The organism is Ectopseudomonas chengduensis (assembly GCF_900102635.1).
In the GTDB taxonomy this organism is placed as follows: Bacteria; Pseudomonadota; Gammaproteobacteria; order Pseudomonadales; family Pseudomonadaceae; genus Aquipseudomonas; species Aquipseudomonas chengduensis.
Map to the genome: position 1 here is coordinate 210015 of NZ_FMZQ01000003.1, position 17354 is coordinate 227368.

The following is a 17354-nucleotide window of genomic DNA, read 5'->3' on the forward strand; positions in this document are numbered from 1 at the left end:
CCGGCAGCCTAGTCATAGACTGTTGCGTTGTGGTGAAAGTCACAGCGCAGTGAGTACAGTTGTACTCTGCTGGTTCTGCATTGTCACAGGCACAGCAGTTTCCCCTTGTAACGCCGGCTTGTCACGGGCGCTACTCGCCTATGGTCGGGGTGGCAGCCAGCGCAGCAGAATGCGTTGCAAGTCTGCTCGTTTGAACGGCTTTGCCAGGTAATCGTTCATTCCCGCTTCCAGGCAGGCTTCGCGGTCACCCTGTAGGGCATTGGCGGTCAGGGCGATGATCGGCACCTGTTGGCACTGCTGGAGCTGACGGATCTGCCGCGTCGCCTCGTAACCGTCCATCAGCGGCAGTCTGCAATCCATCAGGATGGCGGCGTAGTCGTGCTGGCTGCAGTTTTGTACGGCCTGCTGACCATCGCCGACCAGACTGACCTGATAGCCCAGGCTGCGCAGCATGGCTTCGATGACCGTCTGGTTGACCGGATTGTCTTCCACCAGCAGCACTGCCTGGCCGTCGCCGCTGCTCAGGCTCTGATTGTCACTGCTTTGTGCCTGCTCGCTGCGGGCCAGAAAGGGTAAAGGTATCTCCAGGGTGAACACCGAGCCTTCGCCCAGTCGGCTTTCCGCGCGCAAGGTGCCGCCCATGCGTTCGGCCAAGGTGCGAGCGATCGGCAGGCCGAGGCCGGTGCCGCCGTAACGGCGGGATATCGAGGTGTCGGCCTGCTGAAAGGCGTCGAACATGTGTTCCAGGCGCTCGTCGTCGATGCCAATACCGCTGTCGCGCACGGCGCAGGTGAACCACAGCACCTGGTCGTCCAGCTGCTGCCAGCGGGTTTGCACAAGAATCTGGCCTTCTTCGGTGAACTTCAGTGCGTTGCCGATCAGGTTGACCAGAATCTGCCGGATGCGCGTGGGGTCGCCGCGCACTTCCAATTGGTCCAGACCTGGCTGGGTTTCCAGCAGCAGTTGCAGGCCGCGTTGCTGAGCGCTGTGCTGGAATACCTGCACCGAGCCTTGCAGCAGCTCCAGCAGGCTGAAGGGGATGGCTTCGAGCTCCAGGGCGCCACGTTCGATCCGTGAGAAGTCGAGAATGTCGTTGATCACCTTGAGCAGGTGCTCGGTGGACTCGGTGGCCAGGGCGGCGTACTCGTTCTGCTCGTCGTTCAGGCTGGTGGTTTCCAGCAGTTGCAGCATGCCCAACACGCCATTCATGGGCGTGCGCAGCTCATGGCTCATCATGGCCAGGAAGTCGGACTTGGCCCGGTTGGCCTGCTCGGATTCCTCGCGCGCCTGGATCAATTCGGCAATCGCCTGCTGCTGCTCGCGACCGCTCTGCTCGAGGGCGCAGGCGAGGTTGTTGATATGCCGGGCGAGGTCGGTCAGTTCGTCATTGCCGCGCTCGACCAGGGACGGGCGGTAGTCACCACTCTGGATGCGTTCCAGGGCCTGGCCCATGGCACTGAGCGGTTGCGCCAGGCGTCTGGCCAGGCGACGGGCGAGCAGGAAGGTCAGGAGCAGGGCAAACAATGAGAGAACGCCGGCCTTGAACAGTATCTCCTGCTGGCGCGTATTGAAGGTGTCGTTGGACATGCCCACCACCACCCGGCCCAGGTAGCCGTCGCCGAGTGCCTTGCCCAAGGGTGGCAGCGCTTGCGTACGGGCAGGCTGGCCCTGCAGGCGAATCGGTGCCTGGAACACCTCGACCTGCGGCGTGCTATGGCCTTGTTCCTTGGGGCGTTCGACGTACACCAGAATGTTGTCGTCGCGGTCACGCACTTCAGCGAAACGCACGTCAGGGGTGCCGAGGGTTGCACGCAGCAGGCTTTCCAGCGTGTCGAGGTTGTCGTTGAGCACGCCGTACTCGGTGGCTGGCGCCAACTGGTTGGCGATCAGCTGGCCGATGTGACCCTGCTCCAGGCGCAGGTCCTGCAGGCGGGTGAAGGTGAGAAAACCGGTCAGCAGCAGGGTCAGCAGCAGGGCCGGGCCGACACTGATCAGCTGAGTGCGGGTGTGAATGTTCCAGCCGCGACGCTGGTTCATGGCTCTACCATCCCTGGAAAGCGGCGCTGCTGTCTGACGAGAGGCGCAGGGCGGGGGCAAGGGGCTGCCTGTGGGCACGAATCGTCCTTGGCAATTATGGTCAATCCCGCATGTTAACCGACCCGACGCGCTTTGCCAGCGTCAGGCGCCTGCACTCTGCGGTAATTCTCGTTTGCCCGGCTCTGTGGATGGTCTGCACTGAACTTTTGCCCTGGCCGGGTACTCTCGGCTCCGTATAATGCCCGCAGACCGCCATCACGCATGGCCTCATTCGGAAGACCTATGACACAGCTCCAACCCATTGCCGTACTCGGCGGCGGCAGCTTCGGCACCGCCCTGGCCAACCTGCTGGCGGAGAACGGCCAGCGCGTCCTGCAGTGGATGCGTGACCCCGAGCAGGCCGAGCAGATGCGTCAGAGCGGCGAGAACCCGCGCTATCTGAAGGGCGTCAAGCTGCATGGCGGTATCGAGCCGACCAGTGACCTGAGCGGCGTGCTGCAGCAGGCCGAGTTGGTGCTGGTCGCATTGCCTTCCAGCGCCCTGCGCGATGCCCTGCAACCGGTGGCGGCGCAGTTGGCGGGCAAGATGCTGATCAGCACCACCAAGGGCATCGAAGCCAAGACCTTCAAGCTGATGAGCCAGATTCTCGAAGAGATCGCCCCCGCCGCGCGTATCGGCGTGCTGTCCGGGCCGAATCTGGCCAAGGAAGTGGCCGATCACGCCCTGACCGCCACGGTGATCGCCAGTGAAGATGAAGAACTGTGCCTGCGCGTGCAGCAGGCTCTGCATGGCAGAACCTTCCGCGTCTACGCCAGCGCCGATCGTTTCGGTGTCGAGCTTGGCGGCGCGTTGAAGAACGTCTACGCCATCATGTCCGGTATGGCGGCGGCGCTGGGCATGGGTGAGAACACCAAAAGCATGCTGATCACCCGCGCCCTGGCGGAAATGACCCGTTTCGCGGTCAAGCTCGGCGCCAACCCGATGACCTTCCTCGGCCTCGCTGGTGTCGGCGACCTGATCGTCACCTGTTCGTCACCGAAAAGTCGCAACTATCAGGTCGGCTTCGCCCTGGGTGAAGGCCTCAGCCTGGAAGACGCGGTGCAGCGCCTTGGCGAAGTCGCCGAAGGGGTCAATACGCTCAAGGTACTCAAGGCCCGTGCCGAAGAACTGGACGTCTACATGCCGCTGGTCGCTGGCCTGCATGCCATCCTCTTCGAGGGGCGTACGCTGGCTCAGGTCATCGAATTGCTGATGCTCGGTGAGCCCAAGACCGACGTCGATTTCATCCCCACTGCTGGTTTCTGAACCCGGCAGCCAATCAAGGAGCGTGAATCATGAGTGATGAAAAACAGGAGTTGGAGCGCGAGTCGATTCTGTTGCGCATTCTGTGGATGGTGATTTTCCTCATCGTCTGGCAACTGGCCGAGCTGCTGCTCGGCGCCGTGGTGCTGCTGCAACTGGGTTACCGCCTGTTCTACGGCGCGCCGAACGCCAGCCTGCTGAGCTTTGGCGACAGTCTCAGCCAGTATCTGGCGCAGATCGGTCGTTTCGGCACCTTCAATACCGATGAAAAACCCTGGCCGTTCGCCGACTGGCCGACGCCGCGGGCGCCGGAAGGCGAGACCGCGCACAGTATCCCGCCGGCGCCGCACCCCGTGCGCGACGAGGAGCCCAAGCTGTGAGGTTATGGCTGCTGCGCCATGGTGAGGCCGAGCCGCAGGCAGCCACTGATGCTGCCCGCGAGCTGACCGCCCATGGTCGCAAGGAAGTGCAGCAGGCCGCCGCTCAGCTCGCCGGTCGGCCCCTGACCGCCATCGTCGCCAGCCCTTACGTGCGTGCCCAGCAGACGGCCGAGCTGGTACGCAGCGAGCTGGGGTTCACCGGCAAGATAAACACCGTGACCTGGCTGACGCCGGACAGTGATCCGCGTGATGCCTTGAAGTATCTCGATGAGCGTGAGCGTGCCGAGGTGCTGCTGGTCAGCCATCAACCGCTGATCGGCGCGCTGGGCGGGCTGCTGGTGCACGGTCATCGCCAGGAGCCGCTGCCCATGCGCACCGCCAGTCTGGCTGAGCTGGAAGGCGATATCCCGGCCGCCGGGCTGATGGAGCTGCTGGCGCTTATCCACCCCCGCTGACCTTTCGCCCTGTGGCGCCACTTGTGGCGTCGCAGGTGCCTCATGCCTGACTTATCGCCCCTTGGGGGCAAATGTTCCAGGTGAGAAACATTTCTTAACTTGCGCCTCTTTTGTCTGCGTGGAATATTCAACCAAGCAAGTGCTTGGTCGATTCCTACAAAAACAACAAAGGAGGAAGCCCTGTGGCTGATGCAATCCGTTTGCCGCTCGAGCTGTTTTACGAACGTGAAGCAAGGCACCCGAACAAACGCTACATGGTGCAACCTCTAGGGGGCGGCCAGCTGCTGGAACTGAGCTGGGCCGACGTGGGCGAGCAGGCGCGCCGCGCAGCCAGCTGGTTGCGTAGTCGCGAACTGCCACAGGGCAGCCGCATCGCCATCATCTCCAAGAACTGCGCGCACTGGATCGTCGCCGATCTGGCGATCTGGATGGCGGGCCACGTTTCGGTACCGCTGTATCCCAACCTCACCGCCGACTCCATGGGGCAGGTGCTGGAGCATTCCGAAGCAGCCCTGGCCTTGGTCGGCAAGCTCGATGACTGGGCCTCGATGGCACCGGGCCTGCCGCAGGGCTTGCCGACCGTCAGCCTGCCGCTGCATCCGCAGGGCAGCTTCGACTACAGCTGGGATGATCTGCAGCGCAGCGCGCCGATCCAGGACGACCCCAAGCCAGCAGCCAACCAGTTGGCCACCATCATCTACACCTCAGGCACCACCGGCACGCCCAAGGGTGTGATGCACAATTTCTCCAATTTCGGTTTCGCCGCCAGCAACGCCATCAAGCTGTTTGGCGTGGGCGAGGATGATCGACTGATCTCCTACCTGCCGCTGTGCCACGTGGCCGAGCGCATGTTCGTCGAGCTGGCGTCCATCTATGCGGGGCAGACGATCTTCTTTGCCGAGAGCCTGGATACCTTTCTGGAAGATCTCAAGCGCGCGCGGCCGACCGTGATGTTCGGCGTGCCGCGCATCTGGACCAAGTTCCAGATGGGTGTGTACAGCAAGATGCCGGCGCAGAAGCTCGACCGCCTGCTGCGACTGCCGATCATCGGCCGCTTCATCGGTCGCAAGGTACTCGCCGGCCTCGGTTTGGACGCCATTCGCTATGCGCTGTCCGGTGCCGCGCCGGTGCCTGAGGCGCTGCTCAACTGGTATCGCCGCCTGGGCATGGAGATCCAGGAGGTCTATGGCATGACCGAGAACTGTGGTTATTCCCACGTGTGTCTGCCGGGCAAGTTCAAGCAGGGCTGGATCGGCCAGAACAACCCGGGCGTCGAGGTACGTATCGGCGAGGATGGCGAAGTCCTGGTGCGCAGCGGCGCGACCATGCAGGGTTACTACAAGGACCCGATCAAGACCGCCGAGACGCTGACTGACGATGGCTTCCTGCGCACCGGCGACAAGGGCGAGCAGGACGCCGAAGGCAACCTGCGCCTCACCGGCCGCATCAAGGAAATCTTCAAGACCAGCAAGGGCAAGTATGTCGCGCCTGCGCCGATCGAAAACCGCATTGGCGAGCACTCGCGTATCGAGCAGGTGTGCGTGGTCGGCGACGGCCTGCCGCAGCCCATAGCCCTGTGCGTGCTATCCGATGTAGGGCGTCAGGAAGCGGCCAATGACAGTCGCGATGAGCTGGAGAACAGCCTCAAGGCCTTGCTCGCCGAGGTCAATGGTCGTCTCGATCATCATGAGCGGCTGCAAGGCCTGGTACTGGTCAAGGAGGTCTGGGCAGTGGAGAACGGTTTCCTGACGCCGACCCTGAAAATCAAACGCGCGGTGATCGAGGGCACTTATGGCGAGCGTTTCGCCGAGTGGCAACAGCGCAGCGAAGCCGTGCTCTGGCACGATTGAGCCTGAATGGGCCGGGTTGACCGGCCCTGTGTTCAACGCACAAGGAACGTATCCATGGGACTGTGGCAACGAACGCCCGATATCGATGCACTCAACGCGACCTTAAAAAACAGCATCGGTGAGGTGCTGGACATCCGTTTCGAAGCCTTCGACGACGAATCGCTCAGCGCCAGCATGGTGATCGACTCGCGCACTCACCAGCCCTATGGGCTGCTGCACGGTGGCGCCTCGGTGGTGTTGGCGGAAACCCTAGGCTCCACTGCCAGCTACCTGTGCATCGACAGCAGCCGCTTCTACTGTGTCGGCCTGGAAGTCAACGCCAACCATCTGCGCGGTTTACGCAGCGGGCGTGTGCATGCGGTGGCGCGGCCGGTGCATCTGGGCCGTACCACCCACGTCTGGGACATTCGCCTCAGTGGCGATGACGGCAAGGCCAGCTGTATCTCGCGCCTGACCATGGCCATCGTTCCCCTGGGTGATCAGCCCCCGAAACTTTAAGTTTCTGCCTGCAATTTCATCCAAGATTTGCCTGGTCCATGGCGCTACAGTACGCGCCATGGACCAGATCACTCATATCCAAAGCAGCTTGCCCGGCGTGCGCCTGATCGATGCCGAGTACCGTCGCTTCGCCTTTCCCCGGCACTTTCACCTGGAATATCACGTCGGCCTGTTGATACAGGGACAGCATCGCTACGCCTATGGCGGTGAGCGCCGGCATGTCGGGGCGGGGGACGTACTGCTGATGGCGCCGGAAGGGATTCATGACGGCGCCTGCCTGGATGGCCAGAGTTACCGCATTCGGGTAATGGCCTTCGATCCCTCCTGGCTGGATGAAGCCAGTCGTACCCTGAGTGACGGTCGTCAGGGCGCGCCACGCTTGACCACCAGCAGCTTGCGTCACCCGCTGCTGTCACAGCACCTGCAGCGCTTTCATGCGGCGATGCTGGGCGGCTCGAGACTGGCTCAGGAGGAGGCGCTCTGGCAGGCGCTGGCCCACCTGCTGGAGATGGGCTCGACCTTGCGCGTCAGCGAGCCACATCGCGTCTTCGATCAGCAGACCTGGCAGCGGCTGCGCGATTGGCTGGAGAGCCGCCTCGACGCTCCACCCACGCTGGAGGAAATCGCCGCTTTTTGCGCCATGAGTCCCTGGCAGGCGCTGCGGCGTTTCCGCCAGCACACCGGTTTGCCGCCGCATCAGTGGTTGATGCAACTGCGTTTGCAGCGGGCGTTGCCGCTGGTGCTGGCGGGTGAGCCTCTGAGCGAGATCGCCCTGCGCCTGGGCTTCTACGACCAGGCGCATTTCTCGCAGTTGTTCCGCCGCACCTATGGCCTGCCACCGGCGCGCCTGCGCCAGGGCTGACCCACCCGCACATCCTGTTTTTCATTTTCCTGGAGATCACCATGCAGGAGACGTCCGTCTTGCTGTCGCTGGCTGCCGTGTTCGCGGTGGCCCTTATCAGTCCCGGCCCGGATGTAGCGCTGGTGGTGCGCACCGCCTTGCATCAGGGGCAGCGTGCCGGCTTGCTCAGTGCGTTGGGCCTGGCCTGCGGCATTCTTCTGCATGGCACCCTGGTGCTCAGCGGCGTGGCCTTGCTGCTCAGTCGTACCGAGTGGCTGTTCGATCTGGTGCAGGTCGGCGGTGCACTCTATCTGGGCTGGCTGGGTATCGGCGCTGTGCGTGCCTGGTGGCGTGGCAGTGCTGGCCCGAGGCGGCTGGATGGCGAGCTGACGCCTTCGCTGTTCGGCCCCTGGTTACGCGGCGTGCTCACCAACCTGGGCAATCCCAAGGCGCTGGTGTTCTTCCTGGCACTGCTCAGCAGTCTTGTACCCGCCGATATGTCGCTGCCCGGCAAGATGGCCTGTGCGGCGCTGCTGTTCGGCCTGAGCCTGTTCTGGTTCAGCCTGCTGGGGCTGACCCTGAGCCGCCCGCTGATGCGTCAGCGGCTGCTGCAGGTGGCGCCGACCATCGACTTCGTTTGCGGCCTGGTATTTCTGCTGGTGGCGGCCAGCATCGTAGGACGTCTGCTGCTATAGCCCTGACCATTGCGCTGCCATCAATGGCCGTTACGGTCATTGCCGCGCGTCGTCGGCTGCCGGAGAATCCGGGCATGTTTGCTTTCTCGAGTTTGATGCATGCCGCAGTCGATCTTCTTCGCTCATGCCAACGGCTTTCCGTCGGCCACCTACGGCAAGCTGTTCGCCGCGCTGGCGCCGGATTTTCAGGTGCAGCACCTGGAACAGCATGGCCACGACCCGCGTTTTCCGGTCAATGACAACTGGTCGAATCTGGTCGATGAGCTGATCCATCACCTCGAGGGCGGCGATGAGCCGGTCTGGGGCGTCGGCCATTCGCTCGGCGGTGTGCTGCATTATCACGCCGCCTTGCTTCGCCCGGAGTTGTACCGCGGCGTGGTGATGCTCGATTCGCCAGTGCTGACCCTGGCAGACCGCATGGTGATTCGCGCTGCCAAGCGCTTCGGCTTCATCGACCGCATCACCCCGGCCGGCCGCACGCTTGGGCGCCGTGAAGCCTTTGCCGATCTCGTCGAGGCGCGAGACTACTTCGCCGGCAAGAGCCTGTTTCGCCGTTTCGACCCCGAGTGCCTGGACGCCTATGTCAGCCATGGCCTGCAATTGAGTGAGCAGGGGCTGCGCCTGAAGTTCGATCCGGCCACCGAGATCAGTATCTACCGCAGCGTGCCGCACACTTCGCCGGGCCGGCCACAGCAGTTGGCGGTGCCGCTGGCCATGGTGCGCGGTCGCCACAGTCGGGTGGTGTTGCCGCATCATGCGCATCTGTTGCGGCGCATGCCGCGCGCGGAATATCACAATCTGCCTGGCGGCCATATGTTCCCGCTGGAGCGCCCGCAGGCTACCGCCGACCTGCTGCGTCAACTGTTCACCCGCTGGGCTGGTAGCCAGGAGCAACGTGCATGAGCATGGATTTCGAGGAAGTGCGCCTGAGCCTGCCGCATATCGAGTTGGCGGCTCATCTCTACGGTCCAGAGGATGGTGTGCCGGTTCTGGCGCTGCACGGCTGGCTGGACAACGCGGCGAGCTTTGCGCGGCTGGCGCCGAAACTCGAGGGGGTGCGCATCGTCGCCCTTGATTTTGCCGGTCATGGGCATTCCGAGCATCGTTCGGCAGGCGCCGGTTACGCGTTATGGGACTATGCCTTTGATGTACTGCAGGTCGCCGAGCAGTTTGGCTGGGCGCGTTTCTCCATCCTCGGTCATTCCATGGGCGCGATCACGGCAGTGTTGCTGGCGGGAGCGATGCCGGAGCGGATCGCGCGCCTGGCCCTGATTGACGGCCTGGTGCCTTACACCGGTGAAGCCGAGCAGGCGCCGCAGAAGCTGGGTGAAGCCTTGCGCGCCAGGCAGGCGCTGACTGACAAGCGCAAGCCGGTGTACGCGGAGATGGCGCGCGCGGTCGAGGCACGCATGAAAGGCGTGGGCGCGGTCAGCCGTGAGGCGGCCGAATTGCTGGCCCAGCGTGGGCTGATGCCGGTGCCGGGCGGCTACACCTGGCGTACCGACAGCCGCCTGACCCTGCCGTCGCCGCTGCGTCTGACCTGGGCGCATGCCCAGGCGTTCGTTCGCGCGCTGCAATGTCCGGTCAGCCTGGTGCTGGCGGAGCAGGGCATGATGGGGGCGCAGGCGGCCGTGCGCACCTTGCTGCAGGATCTGCCGTTCGAGGTACACCGTCTGCCCGGTGGGCATCACCTGCATCTGGATGATGAAGCCGGTGCGCAGCTCGTAGCGGATTGTTTCAATCCATTCCTGCGCTTGCCTTGACTTGCCTGCGGCCGTGGGGAAAGGTGTGGCGGTCTGCCATGGAGGATCGCATGATCGACCCGTTAAAAGTCGCCACTCGCTGTACAGCAAGCTCACCCGTCGCGTTTTTTCAGTGGACTGCCACCTCATGAAGGGGGCTGTGCAGTTTTTTTCTGCGGTGCTTGCCACGGTCTGCAGCGGTGCCGTACTGGCGGCCGATCTACCTGGCAGTCGCGACCTCGAGGTACTGCCGCGGTTTCCTGCCAGTCACATCGTCGCGTTCAAGGAAGCGCCCGATGTCGAGCGTATCTACCCGCAAGGCTCCATTCGCCGCATCAGCGGGCGGCTGCGCTATGAGCGGGAGATTCTCGTGCAGGGCAAGCACAGTGCGGTGACCTACGAGCTGCCACGCACCCACAGCGCCGATCAGGTGTTCACCGCGGCGCGCGAAGCGCTGCTGGAAAAGGACGCCGAGCTGCTCTACTGGTGCCAGGGCCGTGAGTGTGGTGCGAGCAGCCTGTGGGCCAACTCGGTATTCGGCAATGCCACGCTATATGGCTCTGATGACCAGCAGGCCTATGCCTTGTTACGTCTGGCCGAGCCGAACCACGAGAGCCTGCTGGCGTTATACAGCATCACTCGTGGTAATCGCCGTGCTTACCTGCATGCCGAGCAACTGGATGCCGAAGCCCCTCTGGGCGTATTACTGCCGACGCCGGCGACCTTGCTGCGTCAGTTGCGCACCGATGGGCAACTGAAACTGCCCGACGAAGCCAAGGCCGACAGCGCCTGGGTCGAGGTGCTGGCGCGCAGCCTGAACCTCGACAGCACCTTGCGCGTCAGCCTCGCCGGTAGCCAGGCCGAAGCCTGGCGTGAGGCGTTGATCGAGCAGCGCGTGCGCGAAGCGCGCCTGGAGTTGGGTGAGCGTTCGGATGAAACACTGAGCGTGCGTTTGTTGCGTTAAGCTAGTACTCGCAATCGCCTGTAACAGAGCGCCCGTAGGGGCGCTTTGTCGTTTCGTCGAAGGGAGTTTCGCTTGATGGCCACTAATGATCGTCTGCTGGTGCAGATTCTTCTGCTCGGCCTGCTGGCTGCCAGCCTATGGGTGCTGGCGCCATTCTGGTCGGCGCTGTTCTGGGCCGCCGTGTTGGCCTTTGCCAGTTGGCCGCTGATGCGCCTGCTGACGCAATTGCTCAACGGGCGCCTGTCGCTGGCGGCGGGCATCCTGACTGGGGTCTGGGTGATCATGGTGGCGGTGCCGCTGGTCTGGCTGGGCTTCAATTTGGCCGATCACATCAAGGACGCCAACGCCCTGGTCAAGGATCTTCAGGTCGAAGGCCTGCCGCCACCGCCGAGCTGGCTGGCCAGTATTCCGCTGGTCGGTGATCGCCTGGTGGAACTGTGGCGCACCATCGACCAGCAGGGCGCTGCCTTCTTCGACACGTTGCGGCCCTATCTGGGCCAGGTCGGCAACTGGCTGGTGGCGCGTAGCGCGAAGATCGGTGCGGGCATGGTCGAGCTGGCCCTGAGCCTGGTGCTGGTGTTCTTCTTCTACCGTGATGGCCCGCGCCTGGCGGTATTCGTGCACAGCCTGCTGGAGCGGCTGATCGGCGAGCGTGCCGATCATTATCTGGAACTGGTTGCCGGCACTGTACAGCGTGTGGTCAACGGCGTGATCGGCACCGCCGCAGCGCAGGCCGTGCTGGCCTATATCGGTTTCGTCATCGCCGGAGTGCCGGGGGCACTGGTGCTGGGCCTGCTGACCTTCGCCTTCAGCTTCATCATGATCCCGCCGCTGATCTGGGGCCCGGCCGTGGCCTGGCTGGTATGGCAGGGGGAAATCGGCATGGCGATCTTCTTGGGGATCTGGGGCTTCTTCATCATCAGTGGGGTGGACAACATCCTCAAACCCTACCTGATCAGCCGTGGCGGCAACCTGCCGCTGGTGGTGGTGCTGCTCGGCGTATTCGGCGGCATCCTGGCCTTCGGCTTCATGGGCCTGTTCCTTGGTCCGACACTGCTGGCAGTGGCTTACAGCCTGCTCAGCGACTGGGTGGCGGACAAGGCGCCGGACAACCAGGCAGCCCTCGACCAGCTGCCGCCGGACAAACGGGCATGAGACGTATCAACCGTTGAAACTAAGAACTTCTATCAAGAGACCAATGGCGGGCGTATCGCGTTGTTGGCGGGGAGAGGCTGACCTAGGCTGAAGCTGGGGTGTCAATAAAGAGGCACTTATGCGCAGTCTGTCGATTTACCTCATTGTTTTCGCCGGTTTATTGGCGGCTGTATGGTGGTGGCAGCGACCCCAACCGATGCCCGTGCAACTGATCGCGGTGGAGCGCGGCCCGGTGGAAACCGTGGTCGCCAATACCCGCGCCGGCACCCTGAAATCCTGTCGCCGTTCGCGGCTGTCGTTCAATGTCGGCGGCCAGGTCAGCGAGCTGCTGGTCGACGAAGGCCAGCAGGTCGAACTCGGCCAGGTGCTCATGCGCCTGCGCCAGGACGACCGCCTGGCGCGGGTCGAGGAGGCCAGTGCGCGTCTTGAGGTACGCCGCAGCGAGCGCGAGCAGCTGTGCCGCAAGGCCGAGTTGTACCAGCGCGATCACCGCCGCCTGCAGCACCTGGGTGAACGCAAGCTGACCTCGCTCGAGCGCCTCGACCAGGCCGAGACCAAGGCGCGCCTGGCGCAACTGGCCTGCACCGCGCAGCAGGTGCAGATCCGCGAGGCCGAGGCCAACCTGACGCTGCAGCGCTCGCTGCTCGACCAGGCCGTGCTGCGTGCGCCCTTCGCCGGAGTGGTAGCGCAGATCAACGGCGAGCTGGGCGAATTCGTCACTCCCTCACCGCCGGGCATTCCGACGCCGCCGGCGGTGGACCTGATCGACGACAGCTGCCTCTACGTCGATGCACCGATCGACGAGGTGGACGCCGGTCGGGTGCGCATCGGCATGCCGGTACGGATCAGCCTGGACGCTTTCCGCGGCCGCCACTTCCACGGCCAGGTCAGCCGCATCGCGCCCTTCGTGCGTGAGCTGGAGAAGCAGGCGCGCACCGTCGACGTCGAGGTGCGTTTCGCCCAGTTGCCGGTGGACGTGACCCTGCTGGCCGGCTATAGCGCCGACGTGGAAATCCTCCTGGAACAGAGCGCCGGCAGCCTGCGTATCCCCACCGAGACCCTGCTGGAGGGGCGCCGGGTGCTGCGCTACGACCCGGCCACCGGCGTGTTGCGCGAGGTGGAACTCAACACCGGGCTGGCCAACTGGCGCTGGACCGAGGTGCTCGACGGCCTGCACGAGGGCGAGCGGATTCTCGCCAGCCTCCACCAGGAGGGACTCAAGGACGGTATCGCGGTGATCTCGCGCGGCGCGGAAGCGCAGTGATGATCCGTCTGCAGGGGGTGACGCGCGGCTTCGCCAGTGGCGAGCAGCGGGTTGTCGGCCTGGCGGCGCTGGACCTGCAGATCGCTGCCGGCGACTACCTGGCGGTGGTCGGTCCGTCCGGCTCGGGCAAGTCGACCTTGCTCAATATTCTCGGCCTGCTCGACGTGCCGGATGCCGGTGAGTACTGGCTCAACAATGAGGCCACCGTAGCGCTCGACGAACGCCGTCGCGCCGAGCTACGCAGCCGCCATATCGGTTTCGTGTTCCAGGCCTACCACCTGATCCCGCGGCTGAACGTGCTGGAAAACATCGAGCTGCCGATGCTCCTGGCCGGCATCGACCCCGCCGAGCGCCGCTGCCGCAGCCGCGAGCTGGCCGAACGCCTCGGCCTCGGCCAGCGCCTGGGTCATCGCCCGGCCGAGCTGTCCGGCGGTCAGCGCCAGCGGGTGGCCATCGCCCGCGCCATGGTCATGCGCCCGGCGCTGCTGCTGGCCGACGAGCCCACCGGCAACCTCGACAGCCAGGCCGGCGGCGAGGTGTTCGCCCTGCTCGAAGCGCTCAACGCCGAGGGCCAGACCCTGGTGGTGGTGACCCACGACCTGCAGCACGCGGCGCGCGCGCGGCGCCAGCTGTGGCTGCACGACGGCCAGGCGCGGCCGCCGCAACTGCGGGTGGCCTGATGCGTGCCGCCGACCTCTGCGCCCTGTGGCTCGGCGGGCTGCGCGGGCACCGTTCGCGCAGCGCCATGCTCTTGCTGGCCATCGCCATTGGCGTGTTCGCCGTGGTGCTGCTCAGCGGCCTGGGCGAGGGCGCCCGGCGCTTCGTCATCGGCGAGTTCGACCAGCTCGGCCGCCACCTGCTGATCGTCGTGCCGGGGCGCAACCAGACCACCGGCGGCATGCCGCCGGTCACCGGCCTGGCGCCGCGCGAGCTGACCCTCGGCGATGCCCTGGCCATCGCCCGCCTGCCGCAGGTGCGCCGGGTGGCGCCGCAGCAGTCGGGGCGCGCCGAGGTACGCGCCGGCAATCGCCACCGCGAGACGCTGATCGTCGGCACCGACCACCACTTCTTCGCCATGCGCGGCCTGCAACTGGCCCAGGGCCGGGCGCTGCCGGAACTGGCCGCGGGCCAGGGCGAGGCGGTCGGCGTGATCGGCGCACGGCTGCGCCGCGAGCTGTTCGGCGACGGGCCGGCGCTGGGCCAGTGGCTGCGCGCCGGCGACCGGCGGCTGCGGGTGATCGGCGTGCTGGCCGAACGCGGCGAGTCGCTGGGCATGGATTTTTCCGACAGCCTATTGATACCCCTGGCCAACGCCCAGGCGCTGTTCGACCGCGAGGGCCTGCTGCGCATCTTTGTCGAGCTGCGCGGCGCCAGTTACCTCGGTAGCGCGCAGCGGGAGATTCGTGCCAGCCTGAGCCGGCGTCACCAGGGCAAGGAGGATTTCACCCTGGTCGGCCAGGACGCCCTGCGCGGCACCTTCGAGCAGATTCTCGCGCGCCTGACCCAGGCGCTCGGCGGCATCGCCGCGATCAGCCTGCTGGTGGCCGGCATCCTGGTGATGAACGTGACCTGGATTTCGGTCAACCAGCGCACCGCCGAGATCGGCCTGCTCAAGGCCCTCGGCGCCAGCGCCGGGCAGGTGCGCCTGGTGTTTCTCGGCGAGGCGCTGCTGCTGGCCCTGGTCGGTGCGCTGGCTGGCCTGCTGCTGGCCGAGCTGCTGCTGTGGGGCGCGCGCCTGGCCACCGCGCTGCCGCTGCATGCGCCCTGGTGGGCGCGGCTGGTCAGCCTGGGCCTGGCGCTGGTCTGCGCCGCGCTGTTCGCCTGGCTGCCGGCCAACCGCGCCGCGAGCATGGCGCCGGTGCAGGCGCTGCACGGCGCGGCGGGGGGCGGCTAATGCAACTGCGCGACGGTCTGCGCCTGAGCGGCTCGGCGCTGCTCAGCCGGCCCCTGCGCAGCCTGCTGACCCTGCTCGGGGTGGCCATCGGCATCGCCGCCATGGCCCTGCTCACCGCCATCGGCGACGGCCTGCGCGGCTACGTGCAGGACAACTTCGCCCAGTTCGGCACGCGCAACCTGACCATCCGCCCGGGCATGACCCGCACCGGCGGCCTCGGCGGCGTGCTCAGCAACGTGCGCCCGCTGACCATCGCCGACGCCGATGCGTTGCGCCGCCTGGCCCACGTCGAGGCGGCGGTGCCGATCATTCAGGGCAACGGCGACATCCAGTTCGCCGGCCTGACCCGTTACACCGGGGTGCTCGGCTGCGGCCACCAGATGGCCACGGCCTGGCGCCTGCCGCTGGCCCTCGGCCAGTTCCTCCCCGAGCCGCGCGACGGCCGCTCGCCGCCCTACGTGGTGCTCGGCCACACCCTGCGCCAGGAGCTGTTCGGCGCGGCCAACCCGCTGGGGCAGACGGTGCGGGTCGGCGGCACGCGCTTTCGGGTGATCGGGGTGATGGCGCGCCAGGGCCAGTTGCTCGGCTTCGACATCGACGACATCGCCTACGTGCCGGTGGACTGGGCCGAAAGCCTGTTCAACCGCGACGGCCTGGCCAAGATCAACCTGGTGTTCAACGCCGGCAGCGGCGCGGCGCAGATGAGCGAACGGGTGCGCCAGCTGCTGATCGAGCGCCACGGCGAGGAGGATTTCAACCTGACCACCCAGGACGACATGCTGCGCAGCCTGGATCGCATCCTCGCCATGTTCAGCGTCGCGGTGGCGGCGCTGGGCGGTATCTCGCTGCTGGTGGGGGCGGTGGGCATCCTCACCATCATGACCACCGCGGTGGCCGAGCGCGCGGCGGAAATCGGCCTGCTGCGCGCGGTCGGCGCCACCTCGCGGCAGGTGCTGGCGCTGTTTCTCGGCGAGGCGCTGCTGCTGTCGCTGCTCGGCGGGCTGGCCGGGCTGCTGCTGATGGGCGCGCTGCTCGGCGCTCTGCAACTGGCGCTACCGGGGCTGCCGCTTGCCGTGCAGCCGGGGGGGCTGCTGCTGGCACTGCTGCTGGCGGCGCTGGTGGGGGTGCTCTCGGGCATCGCCCCGGCGCGGCGGGCGGCTCGCCTGCAGCCGGTCGAGGCGCTGCACAGCGAGTGATCAACGCTCGCGCTCGTAGCGCTCAAGGGTGTCGCGGGCGATCTGGCGGCCGAGCATGATCAGCTCCGGCGCCTTGTAGAACTCGAAGAAACGGCACACGCGCTTGGGCACGTTGATCAGGATGTCCGGCGGGTAGCCGGCGATCTTGTATTGCGCCAGCGAGGTCTGCATCACCTCGAAGCTCTGGTTGACCAGCTCCAGCAGCGAGGCCGGGCCGCTGAACTCGGCGACCCGCGAGCCGCTGGCGGATTTCGGCGCCGCCTCATCCTCCCAGGCGCGGCTCGGCGCGGCAGCCGGGCTGACGGCATCGGCGCGCTGCTGCTCCTCGGCCAGCAGCAGGACGTCGTCCTCGCTCTTGCGGCGGAAGCTTGGCAGGCGCGAGCCGAGCGTGGTCATCAACTGGTCGATGCGCCCCTTGAGCGCCGCCGGCCGCTCGATCACCGGCAACTGGTAGTGGCTCTGGTTGGTGGCGTTGAGGTTGACCGCGATGATCAGGTCGCAGTGGCTGGACACCACCGGCACGATCGGCAACGGGTTGAGCAGGCCGCCGTCGACCAGCATGCGCTTGCCCTGCACCACCGGGGTGAACAGGCTGGGAATCGCCGCCGAGGCGCGCATCGCCTGGTGCAGGCAGCCTTCCTGGAACCAGATTTCCTGCTGGTTGGTCAGGTCGGTGGCCACCGCGGTGAAGGGGATCGACAGGTCCTCGATATTGATCTCGCCGACGATGTCGTGGATGCGCCCGAACACTCGCTCGCCGCGGATGGCGCCGAGGCGGAAGCTGACGTCGAGCAGGCGCAACACGTCGAGATAATCCAGGCTTTCCGTCCATTCGCGGTATTCGCGCAGCTTGCCTGCGGCGAAGATGCCGCCGACTACTGCGCCCATCGAGCAGCCCGCGATGCAGCCGATTTCGTAACCGCGCTCCTGCAACTCCTCGATCACACCGATGTGCGCATAGCCGCGCGCACCTCCTGAGCCCAATACCAGCGCCACTTTCTTGCTCATTGACCGATTCCCCCAGTGAAGCTTCGACCTTACTCGCGCAATTGGGCTTAGCCAAGGCAGTCTTTGCTAGAAT

17 protein-coding genes are annotated in these 17354 nt (G+C 65.6%); 15 read left to right on the forward strand and 2 right to left on the reverse strand.

Annotated elements, in window-relative coordinates; all coding sequences use genetic code 11:
• Positions 1-138: 138 nt before the first annotated feature.
• Positions 139-2037 (reverse strand): response regulator, encoded by a 1899-nt coding sequence (locus BLS08_RS07695; protein ID WP_017677143.1) that lies wholly within the window; start codon positions 2035-2037, stop codon positions 139-141.
• Positions 2038-2319: 282 nt separating this feature from the next.
• On the opposite strand from BLS08_RS07695, the gene BLS08_RS07700 reads away from it, so the two are divergent.
• The 15 genes from BLS08_RS07700 to BLS08_RS07770 all read left to right on the forward strand — a co-directional run bounded on the left by BLS08_RS07700 (position 2320) and on the right by BLS08_RS07770 (position 16273).
• Entirely contained in the window at positions 2320-3342 is a 1023-nt protein-coding gene (locus BLS08_RS07700) for an NAD(P)H-dependent glycerol-3-phosphate dehydrogenase (RefSeq protein ID WP_017677142.1), read from the forward strand.
• A gap of 29 nt (positions 3343-3371) precedes the next feature.
• Entirely contained in the window at positions 3372-3719 is a 348-nt protein-coding gene (locus BLS08_RS07705) for a DUF4389 domain-containing protein (protein ID WP_017677141.1), read from the forward strand.
• Positions 3716-4174: a phosphohistidine phosphatase SixA gene (gene sixA, locus BLS08_RS07710; protein ID WP_017677140.1), complete on the forward strand. Its 459-nt coding sequence runs from the start codon at positions 3716-3718 to the stop codon at positions 4172-4174. Before BLS08_RS07705 ends, sixA begins: the two co-directional genes overlap by 4 nt.
• 182 nt (positions 4175-4356) lie before the next feature.
• On the forward strand, positions 4357-6024 hold the full coding sequence (locus tag BLS08_RS07715; protein ID WP_017677139.1) for an AMP-binding protein: 1668 nt from the start codon (positions 4357-4359) through the stop codon (positions 6022-6024).
• Positions 6025-6078: 54 nt separating this feature from the next.
• A complete protein-coding gene (locus BLS08_RS07720) occupies positions 6079-6522 on the forward strand; it encodes a hotdog fold thioesterase (RefSeq protein ID WP_017677138.1) in 444 nt (147 codons plus the stop codon).
• 58 nt (positions 6523-6580) lie between these two features.
• Entirely contained in the window at positions 6581-7384 is an 804-nt protein-coding gene (locus BLS08_RS07725) for an AraC family transcriptional regulator (RefSeq protein ID WP_055985522.1), read from the forward strand.
• Between the two features lie 41 nt (positions 7385-7425).
• Positions 7426-8058: a LysE family translocator gene (locus BLS08_RS07730; RefSeq protein WP_017677136.1), complete on the forward strand. Its 633-nt coding sequence runs from the start codon at positions 7426-7428 to the stop codon at positions 8056-8058.
• A gap of 99 nt (positions 8059-8157) precedes the next feature.
• Positions 8158-8961 carry an alpha/beta fold hydrolase gene (locus tag BLS08_RS07735; RefSeq protein WP_017677135.1) on the forward strand — a complete coding sequence of 268 codons (804 nt, stop codon included), beginning with the start codon at positions 8158-8160 and terminating at the stop codon, positions 8959-8961.
• A complete protein-coding gene (locus tag BLS08_RS07740; protein WP_017677134.1) occupies positions 8958-9821 on the forward strand; it encodes an alpha/beta hydrolase in 864 nt (287 codons plus the stop codon). The genes BLS08_RS07735 and BLS08_RS07740 overlap by 4 nt, the downstream gene beginning before the upstream one ends.
• A 127-nt stretch (positions 9822-9948) precedes the next feature.
• Entirely contained in the window at positions 9949-10764 is an 816-nt protein-coding gene (locus tag BLS08_RS07745; protein WP_051037296.1) for a DUF4892 domain-containing protein, read from the forward strand.
• A gap of 75 nt (positions 10765-10839) precedes the next feature.
• The gene (locus BLS08_RS07750) at positions 10840-11919 is read left to right on the forward strand and encodes an AI-2E family transporter (RefSeq protein ID WP_017677132.1); all 1080 of its coding nucleotides are present in this window, start codon (positions 10840-10842) and stop codon (positions 11917-11919) included.
• A gap of 118 nt (positions 11920-12037) precedes the next feature.
• Positions 12038-13183: an efflux RND transporter periplasmic adaptor subunit gene (locus BLS08_RS07755; protein ID WP_017677131.1), complete on the forward strand. Its 1146-nt coding sequence runs from the start codon at positions 12038-12040 to the stop codon at positions 13181-13183.
• On the forward strand, positions 13183-13863 hold the full coding sequence (locus tag BLS08_RS07760; protein ID WP_017677130.1) for an ABC transporter ATP-binding protein: 681 nt from the start codon (positions 13183-13185) through the stop codon (positions 13861-13863). Before BLS08_RS07755 ends, BLS08_RS07760 begins: the two co-directional genes overlap by 1 nt.
• Positions 13863-15077, forward strand: a complete 1215-nt coding sequence (locus tag BLS08_RS07765) for an ABC transporter permease (protein WP_017677129.1) — start codon at positions 13863-13865, stop codon at positions 15075-15077. The genes BLS08_RS07760 and BLS08_RS07765 overlap by 1 nt, the downstream gene beginning before the upstream one ends.
• Positions 15077-16273 (forward strand): ABC transporter permease, encoded by a 1197-nt coding sequence (locus tag BLS08_RS07770; protein WP_017677128.1) that lies wholly within the window; start codon positions 15077-15079, stop codon positions 16271-16273. Before BLS08_RS07765 ends, BLS08_RS07770 begins: the two co-directional genes overlap by 1 nt.
• Here BLS08_RS07770 and BLS08_RS07775 read toward each other — a convergent pair whose 3' ends face one another.
• Positions 16274-17281, reverse strand: coding sequence for a patatin-like phospholipase family protein (locus BLS08_RS07775; protein WP_017677127.1), 1008 nt, complete (start codon positions 17279-17281; stop codon positions 16274-16276).
• Between the last annotated feature and the right edge of the window lie 73 nt (positions 17282-17354).

What these genes read in the sequence shown, in the direction of transcription:
- BLS08_RS07775 (WP_017677127.1), bottom strand. Translation starts at nt 17,281, where the DNA reads ATGAGCAAGAAAGTGGCGCTGGTATTGGGCTCAGGAGGTGCGCGCGGC.
- BLS08_RS07720 (WP_017677138.1), top strand. Translation starts at nt 6,079, where the DNA reads ATGGGACTGTGGCAACGAACGCCCGATATCGATGCACTCAACGCGACC.
- BLS08_RS07740 (WP_017677134.1), top strand. Translation starts at nt 8,958, where the DNA reads ATGAGCATGGATTTCGAGGAAGTGCGCCTGAGCCTGCCGCATATCGAG.
- BLS08_RS07750 (WP_017677132.1), top strand. Translation starts at nt 10,840, where the DNA reads ATGGCCACTAATGATCGTCTGCTGGTGCAGATTCTTCTGCTCGGCCTG.
- BLS08_RS07695 (WP_017677143.1), bottom strand. Translation starts at nt 2,037, where the DNA reads ATGAACCAGCGTCGCGGCTGGAACATTCACACCCGCACTCAGCTGATC.
- BLS08_RS07765 (WP_017677129.1), top strand. Translation starts at nt 13,863, where the DNA reads ATGCGTGCCGCCGACCTCTGCGCCCTGTGGCTCGGCGGGCTGCGCGGG.
- BLS08_RS07700 (WP_017677142.1), top strand. Translation starts at nt 2,320, where the DNA reads ATGACACAGCTCCAACCCATTGCCGTACTCGGCGGCGGCAGCTTCGGC.
- BLS08_RS07755 (WP_017677131.1), top strand. Translation starts at nt 12,038, where the DNA reads ATGCGCAGTCTGTCGATTTACCTCATTGTTTTCGCCGGTTTATTGGCG.
- BLS08_RS07745 (WP_051037296.1), top strand. Translation starts at nt 9,949, where the DNA reads ATGAAGGGGGCTGTGCAGTTTTTTTCTGCGGTGCTTGCCACGGTCTGC.
- BLS08_RS07770 (WP_017677128.1), top strand. Translation starts at nt 15,077, where the DNA reads ATGCAACTGCGCGACGGTCTGCGCCTGAGCGGCTCGGCGCTGCTCAGC.
- BLS08_RS07760 (WP_017677130.1), top strand. Translation starts at nt 13,183, where the DNA reads ATGATCCGTCTGCAGGGGGTGACGCGCGGCTTCGCCAGTGGCGAGCAG.
- BLS08_RS07735 (WP_017677135.1), top strand. Translation starts at nt 8,158, where the DNA reads ATGCCGCAGTCGATCTTCTTCGCTCATGCCAACGGCTTTCCGTCGGCC.
- BLS08_RS07725 (WP_055985522.1), top strand. Translation starts at nt 6,581, where the DNA reads ATGGACCAGATCACTCATATCCAAAGCAGCTTGCCCGGCGTGCGCCTG.
- BLS08_RS07730 (WP_017677136.1), top strand. Translation starts at nt 7,426, where the DNA reads ATGCAGGAGACGTCCGTCTTGCTGTCGCTGGCTGCCGTGTTCGCGGTG.
- BLS08_RS07705 (WP_017677141.1), top strand. Translation starts at nt 3,372, where the DNA reads ATGAGTGATGAAAAACAGGAGTTGGAGCGCGAGTCGATTCTGTTGCGC.